We start from the raw sequence: 17,014 nt of genomic DNA on the forward strand, positions 1-17,014 counted from the left end.
GTCAGATCACCTTGGCTTCGTTGCGCAGCTTCTCCACCAGCTCGGCGACGCTGCCGACCTGCTTGCCGGCGCCACGCTTGGCGGGTTCGGCCACCTTGAGCGTCTTGAGGCGGGGCGCCACATCCACGCCCAGCGTTTCCGGGGTCACGGTCTCGAGCTGCTTTTTCTTCGCTTTCATGATGTTGGGCAGCGTGACGTAGCGCGGTTCGTTGAGGCGCAAGTCGGTCGTCACGACGGCCGGCAGCTTGACCGAAAGCGTCTCGAGACCACCGTCGATCTCGCGCGTCACCTGAGCGGCGGCGCCTTCGATCTTCACCTTGGATGCGAACGTCGCCTGGGACCAGCCGAGCAGTGCCGAGAGCATCTGGCCGGTCTGATTGGAATCATCGTCGATCGCCTGCTTGCCGAGAATCACGAGCCCGGGTTGTTCCTTGTCGACCAGGGCCTTGAGGACCTTCGCCACGGCAAGGGGCTGGGTCTCCAGCGCGGTCTCCACGAGGATTGCGCGGTCGGCTCCGATGGCCAGCGCGGTACGCAACGTCTCCTGGCACTGGGTCACGCCGACGGACACCGCCACGATCTCGGTGGCGACACCGGCTTCCTTGAGGCGGACGGCCTCTTCGACGGCGATCTCGTCGAAGGGATTCATGGACATCTTGACGTTGGCCGTCTCCACGCCGGAGCCATCGGCCTTCACCCGGACCTTGACGTTGTAGTCGACCACCCGCTTGACGGGGACGAGGATTTTCATCGGGATTTCCGCTTGTGAGATGTGCTGTCGAGGGGCGCGATTCTACCGCAGCGCACCACTGCCGCGGCGGGCGTTTCCGGCGTCCGCCGCTCCCCGCCGGGACGAGGGTCAGTCCTGCTTGAAGCGGGCACGCAGTTCATTCTTCTGGATCTTGCCGGTGGAGGTCTTGGGAATCGGACCGAAGATCACCGTCCGCGGCGACTTGTAGTGCGCAAGGCGCTCGCGGCAGAAGGCGATGATCTCGGCCTCTGTCACCTGGGCGCCTTCGCGCACGGCGACGAACGCGCACGGCGTCTCTCCCCATTTCGGGTCCGGCCGCGCCACCACCGCCGCATCGAGCACGGCAGGATGCCGATACAGGATGTCCTCCACCTCGATCGAGGAGATGTTCTCGCCGCCCGAGATGATGATGTCCTTGGACCGGTCCTTGATCTTCACGTAGCCGTCCGGGTTCATCACGGCGAGATCCCCCGTGTGGTACCACCCGCCAGCGAACGCCTCTTCGGTCGCTGCGGGATTCTTGAGATAGCCTTTCATGGTGATGTTCCCGCGGAACATGATCTCGCCCATGGTCGCGCCGTCGCGCGGAACAGGCTCCATCGATTCCGGGTCCCGCACGTCCATGCCTTCCTGCAGCGCATACCGCACGCCCTGCCGGCCGTTGCGCTCCACCCGGTCCTCCAGGCTCAGCGCGTCCCACTCGGGATACTTCGCGCACACCGAAGCCGGCCCGTAGACTTCGGTAAGGCCGTACACGTGCGTGATGTCGAATCCCATGCGTTCCATGCCCTCGATCATGGACGCGGGGGGCGAGGCGGCCGCGACGAGGCCCGAGACCTTGTGCTCGATGCCGTGCTTCCATTCCTCCGGTGCATTGATGAGCATGCTGTGCACGATGGGCGCCCCGCAGTAGTGGGTCACGCCATGCTCCCTTATCGCATCGAGGATCGCCTTCGCTTCCACGCGGCGCAGACACACGTGCGTTCCCCCCAGGAGGGCGATGCTCCAGGGAAAGCACCAGCCGTTGCAGTGGAACATGGGCAACGTCCACAGATACACCGGAAAGTGCGGCATCGCCCAGGTCACGGCATTGCAGACGGCGTTGAGATAGGCGCCCCGGTGATGCGTGACGACGCCCTTCGGATTCCCGGTGGTGCCGGACGTATAGGAAAGCGCGATGGCATCCCACTCGTCGCCCGGACCGTCCCAGCGGTAGGACGGATCGCCTCCGGCGATGAAGGCCTCGTAGTCAGTCTCGCCCAGGCGTTCCCCTGCCGGCGCGAGAGGATCGTCGATGTCCACCACGACCGGCCTCCCGCGCGCCAGACGCAGCGCCTCGGCCACGACTCCCGAGAACTCCCGGTCCGTGAACAGGAACTTGGCCTCGCCGTGGTCCAGCATGAACGCAATGGCCGCGGCGTCCAGCCGTGTGTTGAGCGTATTGAGGACGGCGCCCGTCATGGGGACACCGAAATGGGCTTCGACCATGTGCGGCGTGTTGGACGCCATGAAGGCGACCGTGTCCCCTTCTCCAATCCCGCGTGCCCTGAGTGCCGATGCGAGCCGCCGGGACCGCGCATCCACCTCGCGCCACGTCAGGCGCCAGCCGCCATGAATGACCGCGATGCGATCCGGGTAAACCTCCGCCGCCCGGGCGAGGAACGACACGGGGGTGAGGGGCACATAATTTGCACGGTTGCGTTCCAGCCCGTCCTGGTAGGGATTGCGGCGAGCCATACACCTCCTAAGCGATTGTTTTTTCCGAGGGGGTCGAGCGGTCGGCGGGGCGAAAAAAGGCCTTTTCAGACAGCGGCCGGCGCCCGGAATTGCCAGGAAGGATTTTGCATCGCCATTCAGACATGGGGAAGAGAATGGGCGAAGGACGCTTGCGCAGGTCGATGTTCGCATGAGTGCGGCGGCGCAGCCCATTCTTCTGACCGATCCTCGCCCGGTCGTGCCCTACGGCTCGCCGGCCATGGCGGCCGACCCCGGCGCCGGATCCGTGTCGCACGTCGGCTGCTCCGTGATCTGGCTCGACATGCCGGGCTATGCCAAGGCGGACGTCTCCCGGCAGATCGTCATGCGCGAAGCACTGAATGCGGTGCTCGCGAGCGCGCTCGAAACCGTCCCCGGAGACGAGCGCATCGTGCTGGACACCGAAACCGGCGCGGCCGTCTGCTTCCTTTCCGGCCCTGCCGTCGCGGTTCGGGCCGCTTCTGCGCTTCTCCGGGCCTCCGCTGCCGAGGGGCCGTCTGCGGGCCCCGTCCTGCGTCTGGGACTGGATCACGGTCCGGTGGCCCTCACCCAGCCGGCTCAGGGAGAACCGGCACTCGTCGGTGACGGTGCGGTCGTCGCGGAACGGCTGTCGGCCTTCGCCACCGATGGCCAGGCCATCGCCTCGCGCGCCTTTGCGCTGCGGGCTGCGCCGGACATCCGGCTGCAGGAGCGCATCTTCCGTCCGCTCGGTGCCCGCACCGATGCCCACCTGCGCAGCCACGAGTTGTTCGAATTGCGACCCGACGCTCCGGGCGCTGTGGACGGCCCCGCGTCCGCCCCCCCGGCGGAAACGACACGCGGCACGGTCTGGACCGATCACCGTGCTGCATCGCTCGCCGTCGCGGCATCGGTCCTTGTGCTGCTGGCCGTCGCTGCCGCCCGGTTCGGTGGCAATTCCACGGACGAGACAGGACCTGCCGCCGCAACTCGTCAGGTCACTGCCGTGACACCGTCGTCGCCGACTCCCGCGGAGCCGCCCGTTCCGGTCGCGCCGCCTGGCGCGGGCACCGCCGATGCGGCGGATGCTCAGCCGGCCGCGCCACCCCAGACCACCAGGACTGTCATCCGGGAAGGAAAGCGGCCTGCCCCCGCGAATGCCGACCGCAAACGCCAATCCGGCGATGCACCGGCTCCCGCCGCGGCACCGCAGGAGAAAGTCCAGATCGCCCTGGCCGTGAGTCCCTGGGGCGAAGTGCTCGTCAACGGGGTCAACATCGGGGTCAGCCCGCCGCTCACGACCGTCGAGGTGCCGGCAGGGCGCGTCACGGTGGAGATCCGCAATCCCGGCTTCCCCTCCCACGTCGAAACGCTGGAGGCGTCTGCCGGCCAGCCATTGCGCATCAAGCACAAGTTCTGAGTCCTCTTGCCGTGTCCTCGTCACCGATCGACAGACCCCACACCCGCCTCGTCCCGGCTGCGATGGCGGCGGCTGCCGCGGCCTTCCTGCTCGGCGCCTGCGTACCGTTGCAGCGAACTGCGGCACCCGCGCCCCCCCTCGCGGCTCGCGTCACGGCCGAGAGACTGCTCGCCGACGGTCTGCAGGCCTACGAGGACGGCCAATACTCCGTGGCGCAGCGAAAGCTCCGCGATGCGCTCGAGGAAGGCCTGGCGGCGAGGCCCGACCGGATCGATGCACACAAGCATCTTGCCTTCATCTACTGCGTGAGCCGCCAGGAAGCGCTCTGTCGCGACGCCTTCGGCCGAGCGCTGCAACTCGATCCCGCCTTCACGCTGACGCCTGCCGAGGCGGGTCACCCCTTGTGGGGACCCGTCTTCCGGTCGTTGAAGCCGCGGGGTCCGTCGTGAGCGCCCTGCCGATGCCTGCTGCCGCCTCGCCGGCCTTCGTCCTCGGCCGTTACGAAGTCCGCGAACGCCTCGGGGAGGGCGGCATGGGCATGGTCCATCGTGGCCACGACCCCGTCTTGGACCGGGCGGTCGCGATCAAGATGATCGGCCTCAACATGGCCAAGGACGAACTGCCCGACTACGAGGCCCGCTTCTATCAGGAAGCGCGAGCCGCCGGCGGGCTTGCGCACCCGAACATCGTCGTCATCTACGACATCGGCAAGACGGACCGGCACGCGTACATGGTCATGGAGTACGTCGAGGGACGCGAACTGCGCGATCTGCTGATGCAGCACTCGCCCTTCGGGTACCGCGACGCCATCGAGGTCTGCACGCAGGTGGCCGATGGCCTGGCTTACGCCCACGCGCGCGGCGTGGTCCACCGCGACATCAAGCCGACCAACATCATGGTCACGAGTGACGGCGTGGTGAAGATCACCGATTTCGGCATCGCGCGGATGCGGACTTCAGAACTCAAGACGATGACCGGCATCGTGCTGGGCTCGCCGCGCTACATGTCGCCCGAACAGGTCACGGGAGGTCCGCTCGACCAGCGCACCGACATCTTTTCCCTCGGGGTCGTGCTGTACGAGCTGCTGACCGGGCGGCCGCCCTTCCAGGGAGATTCCGTGCAGGGCGTCATGTTCCAGGCGTTGAACAGCGCGCCCACGCCGCCCAGCAAACTGAATCCGGACGTGCCGCGCATTCTCGACTTCGTCGTGGCGAAGGCGATCTCGAAGGATCCCGAACGGCGCTACGCGACCGCGGACGCCATGGCCGCGGACCTGCGATCCGCGCTGGGAACCGCCGCGCCCCGGTGGAAACCGCTGGACATCGCCAGCCCGGCTGCGAGTGCGCCCTCCGGGACGCCCGAAGCGCTGTCCGCCGCCGCAGGAAGCGCCTCCGGGGAGAGTCCGCAGGAAGCTTCGAAGGGCGCATCCCAGGCGACGCTCTCGCGGGCGTTCGACTCGTCGGCCGCCACGCTGCGCCTTCAGGCCCTGTCGCAGGAGAGTGCGCCGGCGACGCCGGTCGTGCATCCGTTCCCTCGCCGCGAACCGTCCGGCATGGCGTCGCGGGCGGCGGCATCACCGGCACCCGGGAAGGTCACGCGTGCGGCATGGCTGTGGGCGGCCGCCGGTGCGGCGCTGCTTCTCGCAGCGATGTTGATCGTTCGCTGACGGCCGTCGGGACGCCGTTCGCCTACGCCGACCGGATGGCGTCCACCGCATCGCCGATGCGTTCCACCGCGATGATCTCCAGACCTGCAATACCCGCCTTGGGTTGATTCGCCCTGGGCACGATGGCGCGCTCGAAGCCGAGCTTCGCCGCTTCACGCAGACGTTCCTGCCCGCGCTGCACCGGTCTCACCTCCCCTGCCAGGCCCACTTCGCCGAACACGACGAGCTTGTCGGGCAACGGGCGATTCCGCAGCGACGAGACGATCGCCAGAAGCACCGGCAGGTCCGCCGCCGGTTCGTCGATCTCCACACCGCCCACGGCGTTCACGAAGACGTCCTGATCGAAGCAGGCAATGCCCGCGTGCCTGTGCAGAACGGCCAGCAGCATCGCCAACCGGTTCTGTTCCACGCCCACCGTCAACCTTCGTGCGTTGGGTGCGTGAGCTTCGTCCACCAGCGCCTGGATCTCCACGAGCAGCGGCCGCGTCCCCTCCTGCGTGACCATCACGCAGGAGCCCGGCACCGAGGCGCCGTGCTGGGAGAGAAACAGCGCGGAAGGATTGGCCACGCCGCGCAGCCCCTTGTCGGTCATGGCGAACACGCCCAGTTCGTTGACGGCGCCGAAGCGGTTCTTGATGGCCCGCACGAGGCGGAAGCTCGAGTGCGTGTCGCCCTCGAAGTACAGCACGCAGTCGACCATGTGCTCCAGGACGCGCGGGCCGGCGATCGCGCCTTCCTTGGTCACGTGTCCCACCAGCAGCAGCGCCGTTCCCGACGATTTCGCGAAACGCGTGAGCTGCGCCGCGCATTCCCGCACCTGCGCCACGCTCCCGGGGGCCGACTGCAGGGCTTCCGAGTAGACCGTCTGGATCGAATCCACGACCGCGATGTCCGGCGTCTGGCGGCCGAGCGTCGCGAGTATCCGTTCCAGCTGGATCTCCGCGAGCAGTTCGAGCTCCCCGGCTTCCAGTCCCAGCCGCCGGGCGCGCAGGGCCACCTGTTGCGCCGATTCCTCGCCACTCACGTACAGCGCCGAGGCTCCCGCCTTTCCCAGTTCGGTCAGCGCCTGCAGGAGCAGGGTCGACTTGCCGATGCCGGGATCGCCACCGAGCAGCACCACCGCGCCGCGCACGAGTCCCCCTCCCAGGACACGATCCAGCTCGCCGATCCCCGTGGATCGCCGGGGTGCCTCCTCGGCCTCCACCAGCGAAAGACGGGTGACCCTGGTCGCCTCGGCGAGCCCCTGATAGCGCGAGGATGCCTGCTCGGCGACGCTTTCGACCAGCGTGTTCCACGCGTTGCAGTGCGGGCACTGCCCCTGCCACTTGGGAGACTCGCCGCCGCATGCCGTGCATGCGTAGACATTCCTTGCCTTGGCCATGGAGTGACCTCAGCCGGCCCGCGCGGGTTCGAGCACCGCCATGCCGGCAGCCTCGACCGGCACCCTGGGCGCAAGCGCGCACAGGAGCTCGTAACCCACCGTTCCGGCGGCCTGGGCAACCTCGTCCACGGACAGACCTTCACCTCCCCAGAGAGTCACCGGCGCACCGGTACCCGCGCCCGGGCACGGTTCGAGATCCACGGCGATCATGTCCATGGACACCCGGCCGACGGTCCGCGTGCGAACGCCGTCGACCACCACGGGCGTTCCCGTGGGCGCGTGCCGCGGATACCCATCGGCATAGCCGCAGGCCACCACACCCACGCGCATGTCGTGCGTCGCGATGAAGGCTTCGCCGTAGCCGACGCCTTCGCCTCGGCGAACCTGCTGTTCGGCGATGATGCGGCTTTGCAGATGCATGACCGGCTCGAGCCCGAAATGCTCCGCGGAAGCGTCGGCGAAGGGAGAGGCGCCATACAGCATGATGCCGGGCCGCACCCAGTCTCCTCGCGAGGAAGGATGCCGCAGCAGCGCGGCCGAGTTCGCCATCGATCGGGCGCAGGCGGCGTCTCTGCAGGCCGCCGCAAACTCGCCGAGCTGGTCGCGGACGCCTCTGCCGTCGTCGGCGCAGGCGAGATGGGTCATGAGCAGCACCTGCTTCACGTTGGCGCACACGCGTAGCCGGGCAAGGACCCCGGGGAAGGCATCGGCGCGGAATCCCAGACGGTTCATGCCGGAGTTCATCTTGAGCCAGATCGACACGGGAGCCGGCAGACGGGCGCGCTCCAGCATCGCAGCCTGTCCGGCTTCGTGCACGACCAGGTGAAGGTCCGCGGCCGCGGCAGCGGAAAGCTCCGCGGCATCGAACACCCCTTCGAGAAGCAGGACCGGCTTGCGGTAACCGGATGCCCTGACCTGCAATGCATCGGCAATGTCCAAGATCGCCAGCCCGTCGGCGCCGTCCAAGGCCGGAAGGACCCTGGACAATCCATGACCGTAGGCATCCGCCTTGGCGACGGCCAGGACTCGCGCGCCTGCGGCCGCCTGCCGCGCGACGCGAAGGTTGTGGCGGATCGCGTCCAGATTCATGCGGGCGAGAATGGGGCGGGTCATGAGGTCGAAGCAGGCGCAGCGCGCGCGGAACGGGAAGCCGGAAGCATACGCGATCGAGGCCGCCGCAAGCCCCGGGCGCGGCACGGGACGCGCGATGAATCATGGTATAAAGCGGGCCGCGCCGAGATTCGGCTCCAGGACACTCAAGGCCCTCCACCGATCCCGCCAAACCGACTCGCAGACCCGCGCTCCGTCCGTGTCTGCAGCGCAATCCCAGATGATGCTGCCGGTTCCGTCCTCGCCCCGCGATTCCAGTGAACGCGCCTTCCTTCCCGATGGCTGCCGCCCGTGGCATCCCGGCGGGCGTTGCAACGGATGAACCGCGGCTTCTACACCATCCTCGCGGCGCAGTTCTTCTCGGCGCTCGCGGACAACGCTCTGCTCTTCGCGGCGATCGCGCTTCTGAAGCAGGTGCACGCACCTGAATGGCAGACGCCGGTCCTGCAGATGTTCTTCGTCTTCTCCTACATCGCGCTGGCCCCTTTCGTCGGTCCCTTCGCCGACTCGCTGCCCAAGGGCCGGGTGATGTTCATCAGCAACGGCGTGAAGATCGCCGGCTGCGTCGCCATGCTGGCCGGACTCCAGCCGCTGTTCGCCTACGGCATCGTGGGCATCGGTGCCGCCATGTACTCACCGGCCAAGTACGGCATCCTCACCGAGCTGCTGCCGTCGGAACGCCTGGTCGCAGCGAACGGCTGGATGGAAGGGCTGACCGTCGCGTCGATCATCTTCGGCGCGGTGCTCGGCGGGTATCTGGTGGGCGACACCTTCTCGGCCTACGTCTTCGCGCAATGGGATTTCCTCACAGCGTTGCCGCGGCTGGACACCGGGCCGGAAATCGCCATCCTCGTGATGCTGCTCCTCTATGCCGTCGCGGCTCTCGTGAATCTCTACATTCCGCGCCTGGCGATCGACCACCGGATGCCCCGCAAGGATCCGGTGTTCATCCTGCAGGACTTCTGGCACAGCTTCTGGCTTCTCTGGCGCGATCCGCTGGGACAGGTGTCCCTCGCCGTGACGACACTGTTCTGGGGCGCCGGCGCAACGCTGCGTCTCATCGTCCTCGTGTGGGCGGAAAAGTGGCTGGGCTTCACCATGCAGCAGTCCACGCAGCTCACGGCCGTGGTGGCGGTGGGAATCGCCATCGGCTCCGTCGCTGCCGCCCGCTATGTGCGTCTGGAACGATCGGTGCAGGTGCTGCCCGTGGGTATCGCCATGGGCGTGCTGGTGATGGGAATGGTGTTCGTCCACGACTGGCGCATCGCCATGGTCCTGCTGGTGCTCGCCGGGGCGATGGGCGGCTTCTTCGTGGTACCGATGAACGCGCTGCTGCAGCATCGCGGCCACCTGCTGATGGGGGCCGGCCATTCCATCGCCGTGCAGAACTTCAACGAGAACCTGAGCATCCTCGCCATGCAGGGATGCTACGCCCTGATGATCGGCTCGTCGCTTTCGTACACGCCGATCATCGTGCTGTTCGGCGGATTCATCGCGGTGGTCATGGCCCTGCTCTACCGGCGCCACGGCCACGATCAGGACCACGGTCAGACCTGATCCTGCGCGTCAACGCGGGACACCTCGCGAGTCATAGAACGACGGGCCGGTCGGACAGTTCGTTGGGCGCACCGGCCTGTGCAGGAAAATGCTCCGCGATGCGCTCGCCGGCCGCCCGGATGCCTGCCAGCGCGCCTTCTTCGAACCGTCCCGCCCGGAAGGCCTCCTCCATGGTCTTGCAGATCCTTTCCCAGGTCTGCGGTCCGCAGCGCCTGTGGATCCCCCGGTCGGCGACGATCTCGACATCGCGGTCGGCGAGCAGCACGTAGATCAGCACGCCGCTGTTGTGCTCCGTGTCCCACACCCGCAGATGCGAGAAGACGTCCACGGCCCGCTCCCGGGCCGTCATGTCGCGCAACAGTTCGCCGGTCTCCAGGCTCGCCTCCACCACGAAGCGGATCTGCCCCGAATGCGACCGTTCCGATTCGCCGATGGCCCGTTCGATGGCGGCGAGCGCCTTCGCCGGAAAGGTTCGCCGGACCCTCGCCTCGTCGGTGAACCAATGCCGCAACAGCCTGCGAAGATTCATGACCCGGGCCTCCGCGACAGATCCAGGGCCACCGCAGAGTCGACCCTGCGGCACGCGCCGACAATCGAATCCAAGCGAGCCGGCATCACCAGTCTCCCGAGGCGCCGCCGCCGCCGAACCCGCCACCGCCGCCGGACCATCCGCCACCGCCACGCCCCCCCGACCAGCCGCCTCCCGTGGGAAACCCGCCACCCCAACCGCCGCGGCGTCCGCCGGACCGCGTCCCGGCGGCGAGCGTGAAGACGAACGCGATGAGGGCGACGATCGCCCCGACCACCACCACGCCGGCGATGAACCATGCGAACGCGCCGGCTGCGATACCCACCACCGACGCGGCGGGAAGCCGCCCCAGGAGCTTGCGCAGCACTCCGCCCACGACCACGACCAGGATGAACGCCACCACGAACAAGGCTTCGAGATTGCCGGTCAGCCCACCCCCGTCCTGCTGTCCGTGACTTTCCTGCACCGCTGGCAACGGCTCGCCGTCGATGACTGAGATCATGCGGTCGACGCTGCGCTCGATCCCACCCGCGAAATCGCCTGCCTTGAACGCCGGGACCATGGTCTCGCGGATGATGCGCTTGGCAACAATGTCGGACAGCACACCTTCGAGCCCGTAACCCACCTCGATGCGCGCCTTGCGGTCGTCCTTGGCCACCAGCACCAGCGCACCGTCGTCCACCCCTTGGCGCCCGAGCTTCCACGCTTCCGCAACGCGAAGCGCGTACATCTCCACCGTCTCCGGCTGCGTCGTGGCGACCATCAGGACCGCGATCTGGCTGCCCTTGCGCTGCTCGAACGCCTCGAGACGGGACTGAAGACGCGAGACATCCTGGGGTTGAAGCGTTCCGGTCTGATCGGTCACGCGCGCGACCGGCGGTATCGCCAGTTCCCCCCACGCCGCCGGCATCGAGACCAGGAACCACAGGGACAACAGCGCGGCGAACCACGCCGGCGCGCAGTTCCGCGCCGGCATTTCACGGACGATCATGGCACGCTCCCGAGCGGGCGCGTTCAACGGGGCGGACCGGACGCGGCCGTCACTTCGTCCCGGCCGCCGGGCGAGTGAAATCGACCGAAGGCGGCTTGGCGATGGCGGCCTCGTTCTCGACCGTGAAGTTGGCCTTCTCCTTGTAGCCGAACACCATGGCGGTGAGGTTGACCGGAAACTGACGGATGTTCGTGTTGTAGGCCTGCACCGACTTGATGTAGCGGTTGCGCGCCACCGTGATGCGGTTCTCGGTGCCTTCCAGTTGCGCCTGCAGGTCGCGGAAATTCTCGTTGGACTTGAGGTCCGGGTAGTTCTCGGCCACCACCAGCAGGCGCGACAACGCAGAGGTCATCTCGCCTTGCGCGTCGACGAATTTCTTCAATGCGGCGGGGTCGTTGACCAGCTCCGGCGTGGCCTGGATGCCGCCCACTTTCGCACGGGCGTTGGTCACCCCCAGCAGCACGTCCTGCTCCTGCTGGGCGAAGCCCTTCACGGTGTTCACCAGATTGGGAATCAGGTCGGCCCGGCGCTGATACTGGTTCACCACCTCGCTCCACGCCGCCTTGACCTCCTCGTCCTGCGACTGGATGGCGTTGTAGCCGCAGCCGGAAAGGAGCGAAGCCGCGGCCATCGCCGCGATCCAGACCAGAAACTTGCGCATGCGTGTCTCCTGTGAGATGCCGCCGGAGCGGTGGTCGATGTATGGGGCGCGGCGCCGGAAATCAAGGTCGCTTCCGCGGCTCGGGCAGATATCGCCAGTACACCGCTTCGACGGCCTTGCCCAGGCGCTGGCGTGCCAGGCCCTTCAACTGCTCCCCGATCTCGTGACTGCGGGGCAGATGACCGGGCACCGCACCCTGAACGCCGATCATCACCACGTACCGGTCGACGTCGATGGTCACCGAGGCGACCGTCGCATCGACACCTTGCGCCACCAGCGAATCGCGCAGCACCTCGTCGAGCGACGGTTCCGCCACGTCGATCAGCATGCGCCGGTTCACGTTCGCGAGGAACAGCGCCATCGTGCCCAGCATGAGGCCCACGACGATGGACACCGAGGCATCGAGCACGTGGTTGTGGCCGAACAGCATCGAGCCGCCGGCGACGAGCAGGGTGAGCAGGATGCCGGCCACCGCCACGGCATCCTCCAGCAGCACCGCCAGCACGGACGTGTTGGAGCGGTTCGCGCGCACCCCCGCCAGCCCGCCGATCTCCTTCAGCGCAGTGAAGAACGTGAACAGTTCGAGCACGAGCGAGAACAGCAGCAGCCCGATGGCAAGCGGCGTGAACGCCTCCACGGCCTCCGGTTCCAGCAGCGAGTGGATTCCGTGGTAGATCGTGACACCCGCGCCGACGAAGAATATGGAAACGGCCGACACGAGCGCCCAGAAGAACCGCTCCTGTCCCCGTCCGAGCGGATGCAGCGCATCCGCCCCGCCGGCCGCTCGCACTTCGCCCACCTTGAGCAGCGTCTGGTTCGCGACATCCGCAATGGAATGGACGGTCTCCGCGAACAGGGTCGGCGAGCCCGTGGCGAACCACCCGAATGCCTTGGATCCGGCGATGAGCGTGTTGGTCACGATGGACAGCGTCACCGATTTGGACACGTCGACTCCTCAGTCGGGGCGGGGTGGCAGCGACGCCATGGTGTCCCGCGCAAGGCACAGATCCTCCCACGACTTGGCCTTGTCCGGCAGGTTGCGCAGCAGATAGGCCGGGTGATAGGTGACGACCATCGGCGTGCCTGCATACGAGTGCACCTTGCCTCTCAGGCTTGCGATGGACGCGTCGCCCCCCAGCAGGTTCGTCGCCGCTACCTTGCCCAGCGCGATGAGAAGGCGCGGCCGGATCAGTTCGATCTGCCGGCGCAGAAAGGGAAGACAGGCGCCGGCTTCGTCCGGCTCGGGGTTGCGGTTGCCCGGAGGGCGGCACTTGACGATGTTGGCGATGTAGACGTTCTCGCCCCGGCGCAGATCGATGGCGGCCAGCATGCTGTCGAGCAGGCGTCCCGCCTGGCCCACGAAGGGCTCGCCCCGCTGGTCCTCTTCCGCGCCCGGCGCTTCGCCGATGAACATCCACTCGGCGTTGCGGTCTCCCACGCCTAGTACCGCCTGGGTGCGGCCGCGCGCGAGCCGGCACGCGTCACAGACCGCCACGGCCCTCTCCAGCGCCGGCCAGTCCATGCGGCGGATGATCTCGGCACGGTCGTGATCCGTGGGCGCCACCGCAGCCTCGGCCCCCGGATCGTCGCATGCGTCAACCGCCGGCGTCTCGCCGCCATCCGCGGCGGCAGCGCCTCGGCGGACCCAGCGCGGTCCGAGCCCCAGCTCGGCAAGGATCCGGGTGTCCGGTTTCACAGGTCCCTTCCCATCAGCACGGCGTCCTCGCGTCCGCCCAGGGCGGGATAGTAGTTGCGGCGTATCGCGATCTCGTGGAACCCGCTGCGAGCGTAGAGCCGGCGCGCGCGTTCGTTGGACCGCCGCACCTCCAGCAGCATCGTCGTGCAATCGAACTCGCGTGCCCGATTCATGAAGAACTCCAGCAGTTGCGCGCCGATCCCGCAGCCCTGGCTGCCACTCGCGACGCTGATGTTGAGCAGATGGGCCTCGCCCGCGCCCGCCATCAGCACGCCGTAGGCCTCGATCCCTCCGCGGGCCTCGACGACCCAGCATGAATGGCCTGCGGTGAGGGAGTCGGCAAAATTGCCTCGTGTCCAGGGATGCGTGTAGACGGCGGCCTCGATGGCGGCGACGGAGTCTAGGTCCTCGGTACGCATGGGCCGGTAGCGCAGCGCCGCGCGCCCGTCCCCGGTCATCGCTCGGCCATGGTCAGCGCCACCTTGTCTCTCACGTACACGGGGACCAGCGCGTCCGGAGGTTCGCTGAACCCGCCGGGATGCCGCGCCATCGCAAGCGTCAGCACGTTCCCGGCTTCCACGTGCGCATCGGGAAGCACTCGCGTCACTGCCGCGCCTGCGGCCATCGCGAGCGCATCGGCGTAACGGGCGAATCCGTCCCCCGCGCCCGTCCAGCCAGCGGCGTCGGGCGCGCATACGGTTCCGGGCGGACCGACGCGGGAAGGAGCGCGGATCACGAGCCCGCTGCCCGCCCGTTCGTACGCCGCCCAGTAGACCTCGCCCATCCGGGCATCGAGGCACACGAGGACCTTGCTCCGGCCGGTGCCCCACGCCACCGCCTCGAGTGAACCGACCGCTGCCACCGGCAGACCGGCTCCGAACGCGAGCCCCTGACCCACCGCTGCGCCGATCCTGAGACCGGTGAATCCTCCGGGTCCCACACACACCGCGATGCCATCCAGTGCCCGAAGAGACAATTCCGCTTCGGACAGGAGTTCCTGGACCATGGGAATCAACAGCTGCGAATGGCGCTGGCCGGCACGCTCGATCCGCTGGCGCACCTCGCCGCCGCACGACAGGGCGCAGGAGCAGTGTTCGGCGGAGGTGTCGAGGGCAAGAATCTTCAAGATGAAACGCCGGAGAAGAAGGGGTCAGGGAAGGACTGAACAATGTACGCCGGTCGCCCGGCAATCTTCGGCCGGAACCTGGTGTGCTCCGGCGCACGGCGGCTCCGCTCGTCGCGTCATCCGGCCGCCGGACCTCCGTCGCAGCCGCGCACATCGATCGGACCTTCCCCGGGACGTCCAGCCAAGCGCGGCGGCCACGGGCAACCGCAGACCCGGCGATTGTAGCGAAGCGGACGTCGGGGCGAACGCCGTCGCAGCCCTCCGGCCTTCCCAGCGTCCTTCGAAGTCCGCGGCTCCACGCCGTCCGTTCGCGGTGCCTCATCATGGACGTCGCGCGGGAAGCGGGGTTTGTATAATCGCACCGACGCTGGAGGGCGCCGCCTGTCCGCACGGACGCCGTCGCCACAGTCGCACTTCAACATCATTCGAACCCGATGGGAGGGATACCTTGATCACCGATCAACTCAAGAAGGCGGCCGGCGCGCTCGCGCTGCTGGCTGTTGCGCTTCCGGGCGCCCAGGCCCAGGACGTCAAACCGCTTCGCATCGGTGTGATCACCTTCCTCTCCGGGCCGGCTGCGGGCCCCTTCGGCGTGCCCGCCAAGAATGCTTCCGACCTGCTGGCGGACGCCTTCAACAAGGGCGGCTTGGTGCCGGGGTACGAACAGAAGGGGTTCGGCGGCAGGCCGATCGAACTGGCCTACGTCGACGAGGCAGGCGGTCCCACCAAGGTCGTCACGGAATACCGCAATCTGGTGAGCCGTCAGGAGGTCGACATGGTGATCGGCGTGATCTCCAGCGGAGACTGCCTGGCGGTCGCTCCGGTGGCGGAAGAGATGAAGAAGCTCACCGTGCTCTTCGACTGCTCGACCAACCGGATCTTCGAGGAAGCCTCCTACAAGCACGTGTTCCGCACCACGACGATGGCCACGCAGGAGAATGTGGCGGCCGCCCGGTACGTGTCGGACATGTACCCGAACCTCAAGGTGTTCTCCGGCATCAACCCGAACTATGCCTGGGGCCAGGATGCGTGGTCCGATTTCACCGAGTCCCTGAAGCAGTTGAAGCCGCAGGCGCAGATCGCGACCAACGTCACGCCCAAGCTCGGAGCCGGACAGTACAACACCGAGATCTCGGCGCTGCTGACGTCCAACGCCGAGATCATGCAGAACTCGCTCTGGGGCGGGGATCTGGAAGCGTACATCCTGCAGGCGGCCCCCCGAGGACTGCTCAAGAAGTCGCCCAACGTCATCATCTGCGGCGACACGATCCTCGAACGCCTGGGCAGCCAGCTCTCCGACGGCACCATCATCGGCGCACGCGGACCGAACGGCCCCTTCGCACCGGCGACGCCCCTCAACAAGTGGTTCGCCAAAGCGTATTCGGAACGCTTCAAGTCGATCCCCGTCTATTCCTCGTACCACATGGCCACCGCGATCTTCGGCGCCAAGGCGGCGTACGAGAAGGCGCTGAAGGCGAAGAAGGCGGCGCCGGCCCAGGAAGACGTCATCGCGGCGTTCGAGTACATGAAGTTCGAATCGGTCGCCGGCATCGTCGACATGTCGCTGGGCAAGGGGCACCAGGCCGTGCAGCACGTGCCGTACGGCACGGTCAGGATGGTCGACGGCAAGCCCACCCTGACCAACGTCAAGTACTACACCCCCGACCAGATCAGCCCGCCGGACGGCGTGAAGAGCATCGACTGGATCCGCGGCGGGTTCAAGAAGTAGCGGCAGGAAGGAACAGCGACCCGCGATTCGCCGGCATGGCCCGGTCTCCCGTACCGCAGGGAGACCGGGCTGCCCGTGACGTCGGTCGAGGGTGAAATCGTAGCGGCGTCTCCGGCCGGCTCGTCCGGTCCCGGAAACTGCATCAGCAGGGGAGGTTCCAGTCATGGCAACAAATTTTCGTGTCAGTGCGGAAGAGTTGATCCGGGCGACCGGCGAACGGGTGACGAACGCCCGGATCGAGATACTCGCGACACTGCTCAAGGCCGAAGGCGCATTGACGCACGGCGAAATTGAGAACCGCCTCGCCCAGGCATCGGGCATCGACCGGGTCACGGTGTACCGGGTGCTCGACTGGCTCACGGAACAGAACCTCGCGCACAAGATCGCGGGAGACGACCGGGTGTGGCGCTTCAACGTCGCCAATCCCGGCCACGAGAACAATCACGCTCACTTCAAGTGCAATTGCTGCCAGCGCGTCATCTGCCTGGACGACCTGGGACGCGGCTGGACGCCGGCGCTTCCCGCAGGCTTCACCCCGCAGGAGATCGATCTCACCATCAAGGGCCTGTGCGCGGACTGTTCGCCGGAGAACAAGCTCCACGATCCGCGCAAGCACAAGGCGGTCAAACCCAAGGCGCGGCGCGCCGCTGTCAGGGTTTGAGTGCCGCCCTGCCGGCGCGCCTT

The 17,014-nt window shown here is 67.4% G+C and carries 17 protein-coding genes; 6 read left to right on the forward strand and 11 right to left on the reverse strand.

Annotated features, from left to right (window positions below):
• Position 1: 1 nt before the first annotated feature.
• Both IPK20_14985 and IPK20_14990 read right to left on the reverse strand, forming a co-directional pair.
• The gene (locus IPK20_14985) at positions 2-751 is read right to left on the reverse strand and encodes an electron transfer flavoprotein subunit beta/FixA family protein (GenBank protein ID MBK8017889.1); all 750 of its coding nucleotides are present in this window, start codon (positions 749-751) and stop codon (positions 2-4) included.
• 108 nt (positions 752-859) lie between these two features.
• Positions 860-2,488 (reverse strand): acyl-CoA synthetase, encoded by a 1,629-nt coding sequence (locus IPK20_14990; protein ID MBK8017890.1) that lies wholly within the window; start codon positions 2,486-2,488, stop codon positions 860-862.
• 169 nt (positions 2,489-2,657) lie between these two features.
• Here IPK20_14990 and IPK20_14995 point away from each other — a divergent pair, with 169 nt between their 5' ends.
• From IPK20_14995 to IPK20_15005, 3 genes are all read left to right on the forward strand, one after another.
• A complete protein-coding gene (locus IPK20_14995) occupies positions 2,658-3,884 on the forward strand; it encodes a PEGA domain-containing protein (GenBank protein MBK8017891.1) in 1,227 nt (408 codons plus the stop codon).
• Between the two features lie 62 nt (positions 3,885-3,946).
• Entirely contained in the window at positions 3,947-4,333 is a 387-nt protein-coding gene (locus IPK20_15000; GenBank protein ID MBK8017892.1) for a TssQ family T6SS-associated lipoprotein, read from the forward strand.
• Positions 4,330-5,550: a serine/threonine protein kinase gene (locus IPK20_15005; GenBank protein MBK8017893.1), complete on the forward strand. Its 1,221-nt coding sequence runs from the start codon at positions 4,330-4,332 to the stop codon at positions 5,548-5,550. Before IPK20_15000 ends, IPK20_15005 begins: the two co-directional genes overlap by 4 nt.
• A gap of 22 nt (positions 5,551-5,572) precedes the next feature.
• Here IPK20_15005 and radA read toward each other — a convergent pair whose 3' ends face one another.
• Entirely contained in the window at positions 5,573-6,931 is a 1,359-nt protein-coding gene (radA, locus tag IPK20_15010; GenBank protein ID MBK8017894.1) for a DNA repair protein RadA, read from the reverse strand.
• A 9-nt stretch (positions 6,932-6,940) separates the two neighbouring features.
• A complete protein-coding gene (gene alr / locus IPK20_15015; protein ID MBK8017895.1) occupies positions 6,941-8,044 on the reverse strand; it encodes an alanine racemase in 1,104 nt (367 codons plus the stop codon).
• Positions 8,045-8,359: 315 nt separating this feature from the next.
• On the opposite strand from alr, the gene lplT reads away from it, so the two are divergent.
• Positions 8,360-9,598, forward strand: a complete 1,239-nt coding sequence (lplT, locus tag IPK20_15020; GenBank protein MBK8017896.1) for a lysophospholipid transporter LplT — start codon at positions 8,360-8,362, stop codon at positions 9,596-9,598.
• 31 nt (positions 9,599-9,629) lie between these two features.
• Here lplT and IPK20_15025 read toward each other — a convergent pair whose 3' ends face one another.
• The 7 genes from IPK20_15025 to tsaB all read right to left on the reverse strand — a co-directional run bounded on the left by IPK20_15025 (position 9,630) and on the right by tsaB (position 14,601).
• The gene (locus IPK20_15025; protein MBK8017897.1) at positions 9,630-10,127 is read right to left on the reverse strand and encodes a TPM domain-containing protein; all 498 of its coding nucleotides are present in this window, start codon (positions 10,125-10,127) and stop codon (positions 9,630-9,632) included.
• A gap of 85 nt (positions 10,128-10,212) precedes the next feature.
• On the reverse strand, positions 10,213-11,103 hold the full coding sequence (locus tag IPK20_15030) for a YgcG family protein (GenBank protein MBK8017898.1): 891 nt from the start codon (positions 11,101-11,103) through the stop codon (positions 10,213-10,215).
• 64 nt (positions 11,104-11,167) lie between these two features.
• Complete coding sequence (locus tag IPK20_15035; protein MBK8017899.1) at positions 11,168-11,779, reverse strand: LemA family protein; 612 nt, start codon at positions 11,777-11,779, stop codon at positions 11,168-11,170.
• Positions 11,780-11,840: 61 nt separating this feature from the next.
• On the reverse strand, positions 11,841-12,725 hold the full coding sequence (locus IPK20_15040; protein ID MBK8017900.1) for a cation transporter: 885 nt from the start codon (positions 12,723-12,725) through the stop codon (positions 11,841-11,843).
• Positions 12,726-12,734: 9 nt separating this feature from the next.
• Positions 12,735-13,301 carry a uracil-DNA glycosylase gene (locus IPK20_15045; protein ID MBK8017901.1) on the reverse strand — a complete coding sequence of 189 codons (567 nt, stop codon included), beginning with the start codon at positions 13,299-13,301 and terminating at the stop codon, positions 12,735-12,737.
• 170 nt (positions 13,302-13,471) lie between these two features.
• The gene (gene rimI / locus IPK20_15050) at positions 13,472-13,933 is read right to left on the reverse strand and encodes a ribosomal protein S18-alanine N-acetyltransferase (GenBank protein MBK8017902.1); all 462 of its coding nucleotides are present in this window, start codon (positions 13,931-13,933) and stop codon (positions 13,472-13,474) included.
• Positions 13,930-14,601, reverse strand: a complete 672-nt coding sequence (gene tsaB, locus IPK20_15055) for a tRNA (adenosine(37)-N6)-threonylcarbamoyltransferase complex dimerization subunit type 1 TsaB (protein ID MBK8017903.1) — start codon at positions 14,599-14,601, stop codon at positions 13,930-13,932. Before tsaB ends, rimI begins: the two co-directional genes overlap by 4 nt.
• Positions 14,602-15,049: 448 nt before the next feature.
• Here tsaB and IPK20_15060 point away from each other — a divergent pair, with 448 nt between their 5' ends.
• Together IPK20_15060 and IPK20_15065 are read left to right on the forward strand one after the other, a co-directional pair.
• Positions 15,050-16,330, forward strand: a complete 1,281-nt coding sequence (locus tag IPK20_15060) for an ABC transporter substrate-binding protein (protein ID MBK8017904.1) — start codon at positions 15,050-15,052, stop codon at positions 16,328-16,330.
• A 163-nt stretch (positions 16,331-16,493) separates the two neighbouring features.
• Entirely contained in the window at positions 16,494-16,991 is a 498-nt protein-coding gene (locus IPK20_15065) for a transcriptional repressor (GenBank protein ID MBK8017905.1), read from the forward strand.
• Positions 16,992-17,014: the final 23 nt, after the last annotated feature.

Source organism: Betaproteobacteria bacterium, assembly GCA_016713305.1.
Classification (GTDB): Bacteria; Pseudomonadota; Gammaproteobacteria; order Burkholderiales.